The organism is Streptomyces sp. BE20 (genome assembly GCF_036322525.1).
Lineage (GTDB): Bacteria > Actinomycetota > Actinomycetes > Streptomycetales > Streptomycetaceae > Kitasatospora.
Window position 1 is genome coordinate 1 of the sequence record NZ_JAQYWW010000342.1, and the last position, 3,398, is coordinate 3,398.

Genomic DNA, 3,398 nt, shown 5'->3' on the forward strand with positions numbered 1-3,398 from the left:
ATCCGATAAGTCGCTCGGATACGCCCGTCTGTCCATGCGCCGCAGAACATCACCCGAACCCCGACTGGCACGCCAGTACGGCCGACGTTCACACGAACGAGCGATCATGAACCGAGAGAAAGCGGACTTAACGTCCACTGAAAGAAGAACATACGACCTGCTTGCCGTTGTACTTGTTCCTGCGACGCCCGCGCCCCGGTCTCACTCTATCGGTGCACCATCGGGCCGCTTCGCTCGAAGTTCGTCAAGCCTCGCGCGGAACAGCGTCTTAGCTGCCCACCCTCCGTACTCCAGCGTTGGCACCGCCGTTTCGATCACGTGGTGTGCCCTCGCCTTGAGATCGGCGCCCCAGACGACCGCGTGCTGTTGCGCACTCCGCCCGCATTCGTTCGGCTCCCCCGGCAGGCACAGCGGCAGGTCCTCGCCGAGCTTGTTCGCGGCGTGACGGACGTACCGGGCCACGTCGAGCCACTGATCCGGCGTTCTCGCCGGCCACCCGTTCGGCGCGTCTCCGGGCCACGGGGTCCAGTCCTCGCCGTAGTGGTCGCCGTGGGCATCCATGCCGCTCCCTGGTCGCCTAGTTGGGGCTCCGATGCTATGCCGTCTCAGTCCCGGGCGGGTCGCAGACGCCCACCGAGGGCACGCACGGGGAGCACGGGCCGCACATCGGCAAGAATTGCGGGGGCGGGCACGCCTGTGCCTGGTCACACTCCCGCGCGATCTCGGCGAGGACTTCGGCAAGGCGGTCACTGGCCCAGATTTCGGCGAGCGGCGTTTCGAGCACGTTCCCGACACTGATGAACCGGCCGAGGACGCACGGGGACACGGTGCCGTCCGGCAGGATGGCGCACTTCTCGTGCGCGCAGTGCCCGCACAGATCGGCGACCTTCGGCGCGGCACCTCGGCTCGCCCGACCGAACGCCCGCACCCGGTCGCCGCCCACTTCCTCGACCCCAAGACTGATCAGGTCTTGCAGGGCTTCCGCGGCCCGCTGTCCCGGCCGGGTGGTCACGACCCCGCCTCGGATCGGAATCCCGAGTTCGATCGCCCTCGCCACGTTCGCCCGTGTCTTCCGGTGCGATCCGCGGTGTTGGGTCACGGCGTCGTGCCGGTCGGCCTGGTCGCTGTAGTAGGACGTGGCGAGGCTGGTCCCGGCCGACTTGAACACGTCCCACAGCGCGGGCGTGATGTAGGTCATGTTCGAGAAAACCTCGACCGCGAGCCCCCTGCCCCGGGCGTAGATGATCAGGTCCCCGAGGTGCGGGTACAGGGTCGGTTCGCCGCCGATGAACTGCACGTTCTTCGTGCCCATGGCGGCGAGCTGGTCGAGCACGGACCGCCAGTTGTCCGCGGTCATCTTGCCGTGCGTGCCCTGCGGGCCGGAGTCCGCGTAGCAGTGGTCGCACTCCTCGTTGCAGAACCCCGTAACCTCCAGCCACGCGAAGTCGAGCGGGGCGGGGGGCCGAGGGGCGGTCACATCGGGCTCGGTGGTGGTGATGGTCATGACTCTGTGCTCCCTCCGTAGAGTCGGCCGCCGGCTCGGGTGATCGGCGGTGTCTCGCTGGTGGTGCAAAGGGCCCGCCCCGATCTCCAAACGGATGGTTGATCGGGGCGGGCGGTGCTGTTCCTCACCCCTTGCGGGGCATCCCGTCGGCCGGGCGGGGCGGAGCGGTGTCGGAGCGCCTGTCACGTCTGACAGGTCGGCCGTGCACACGTTGCGAACTCCCCACCGGGGAAGAGCGGTTGTCTCGCCTCACGTCGCTGTGCGGCGAGCCACCTGCCCGACGGCAGGCGTGGAACCCCGTTCCGGCGGGGGTGTTGACCCATTTCCGCCCCGCCGGAACGGGAGTACAGGGCAGGGCGCCGAGCGGGCAGCGCCGTGCCTGGTTGGATGCGCCCGAGGGGGACCACCAGCGGCTCACCCGGGAACAGGTCGGCCCACAGCTCACCCAGAACCGCGCCGTGCCATCCGCAGGTCTCACAGAGCCAGATCGGGCCGTCCGGACCGGCCGCCGGAACCTCGGCGTACGGGGTCACCTTGCCCCGGTGACGGGCGTCCTCCGGGGCACTCGGGCGGGCTGGTGGTCACGCGGCGGCGCGGACTCCCGCGGGCTCGCCGATGAACAGGATGGGCAGCCCGTGACCGGCCTCGCGGGCGTCGAGCGCGTAGCCGATGCGGTCGGCCTGATACGTGGCGAGCTTGCCGGCGAACTGGTCCGGCTTGAGCCACACCAACTCTCGGATCTCCGCACCCGCCTTCACCGGGATGGACAGGGCCTCGGCCTCTTCGGCGGTCAACACCCCGCCGTCGAGCACCAGGTTCAACCCCTCGTTGGCCCCCGTCGTCTCGTTCGCCTCCATCTGGTCGACCGCGAGGACGTGCGTCAGGTCCCGGGTCAGTCCGGTTTCCTCCAGCAGCTCCCGCGCGGCAGCGTCGGCGACCCGCTCGCCCTGCTTGGCGCCGCCACCGGGCAGGATCGGCCGGTCCTTGTACGTGGTCTGCACCGTGAGCACGGCCCCGGTGTCCTCGCGGGTGATCAGCACCACGCATCCGAGGCGGCGCCGGGGGTGCTGGTCGTGCTCAATCTCGTTGCGCATCAAAGGACTTCCCCACTGGAGTAGTGATCGAGTAGACCCCGCCCCGGTCGTCCGTGGTCCACAGGTCACGCCACCAGGGCGGGGGCTTTGTGCAACCCGCCGGTTCAGTCGGCCGACGGGAATCAAGAGGGTCGCCCCGGTCCGAGTCCCGACAACCAGGACCAGGGCGACCGGTGCACGCACAGCCGCGCGCACCTCTTCGCCGAGTGGGATCGGCGGAGTACCGGCCCGCACACTGCCTACGGGGGAACAGGCAGCTCGGGGCCGATCCCGTCCACGCTCACCGAGTAACAGGCACACTGTGGAGGGGAGTTCAAGGGGATCACACCGTGGCTTCGACCCGAGCGCGGCCACGTTGCCGACTCAGAGCACCCGCCCACGTGTTCAGCTTCGGCCCGAGGTGCAGCCGACGGACGTACCGCTTGTGATGCCCGCGACAGACCGTGATCCGCTTGCGCCGGGGCGTGGACGGTATCTCGGTCACCTCCGCTTCCGACTTGCACGGGACACAGAAGCCGGCTCGCCACTCGCCCGGCTCCTCGCTCACCGGATGCCCTGCCGTTCTCCGGCCTCGCGGTGGAGCGCTGCCCGGACCCGAGCCCGCGCACGTCTTCGGCGCTGCCACCCCTCGACCCAACCCGGGCCGTAGGACGTGCCGATAAGAAGTCATCTCATTTGGGCTTGTAGGCTGCTCGCGTGCTGATCGTGGAGCGTCTGGTGCCGGATGAGTTGTGGGAGTTGTTCCAGCGGGTGGTGCCGGCGGCGCCGACGCGTCCGCAGGGTGGCGGGCGTCGGCGTCA

At 69.4% G+C, this 3,398-nt stretch carries 3 protein-coding genes; all 3 read right to left on the minus strand.

The features are described 5' to 3' along the window. Positions 1-201 precede the first annotated feature (201 nt). A complete protein-coding gene (locus tag PUR61_RS02265) occupies positions 202-561 on the minus strand; it encodes a hypothetical protein (protein WP_329875048.1) in 360 nt (119 codons plus the stop codon). Between the two features lie 34 nt (positions 562-595). Further along, complete coding sequence (locus PUR61_RS02270) at positions 596-1,504, minus strand: radical SAM protein (protein WP_329875050.1); 909 nt, start codon at positions 1,502-1,504, stop codon at positions 596-598. Between the two features lie 581 nt (positions 1,505-2,085). After that, positions 2,086-2,598: an NUDIX domain-containing protein gene (locus PUR61_RS02275; protein ID WP_329875052.1), complete on the minus strand. Its 513-nt coding sequence runs from the start codon at positions 2,596-2,598 to the stop codon at positions 2,086-2,088. Positions 2,599-3,398 lie beyond the last annotated feature (800 nt).

What these genes read in the sequence shown, in the direction of transcription:
- PUR61_RS02275 (WP_329875052.1), bottom strand. Translation starts at nt 2,598, where the DNA reads ATGCGCAACGAGATTGAGCACGACCAGCACCCCCGGCGCCGCCTCGGA.
- PUR61_RS02270 (WP_329875050.1), bottom strand. Translation starts at nt 1,504, where the DNA reads ATGACCATCACCACCACCGAGCCCGATGTGACCGCCCCTCGGCCCCCC.
- PUR61_RS02265 (WP_329875048.1), bottom strand. Translation starts at nt 561, where the DNA reads ATGGATGCCCACGGCGACCACTACGGCGAGGACTGGACCCCGTGGCCC.